The organism is Bacillus sp. SIMBA_026 (assembly GCF_046535335.1).
Lineage (GTDB): Bacteria > Bacillota > Bacilli > Bacillales > Bacillaceae > Bacillus > Bacillus velezensis.
The window spans coordinates 1-276 of record NZ_JAWRWX010000125.1 but is presented as its reverse complement, the minus strand read 5'-3'; the positions used below and the strand labels follow the sequence as shown (position 1 = coordinate 276).

The following is a 276-nucleotide window of genomic DNA, read 5'->3' as shown; positions in this document are numbered from 1 at the left end:
AACGGGGATGCGGGGTGAGGCTCAAAAGGCACCGTATCCAGGAGCGGAGATCGAGATGGAAGAACCACAGCTCGCCGAACCGGCATCAATGGTGGCCGATATCCAAAGCCTGCTCTTGGACACCGACGACGTCACCGAGTTCCTTGAAGAACTCGCAAGGCACTCCGCGGCCATCTTCAGCGGCTCGGCAGGGGAAATATATTGCGGCATCACGCTGATGCGGCAACGCACCGCAGCCACCGTTGCCAGCAGCGGGGAACGGGCACGGCAACTGGA

General features: G+C 61.2%; 1 protein-coding gene. It reads left to right on the top strand.

From position 1 onward, the window contains the following. Positions 1–55 precede the first annotated feature (55 nt). Positions 56–276: hypothetical protein (locus SB847_RS20925; RefSeq protein WP_410578518.1), on the top strand; the 221-nt coding region annotated here is incomplete at its 3' end.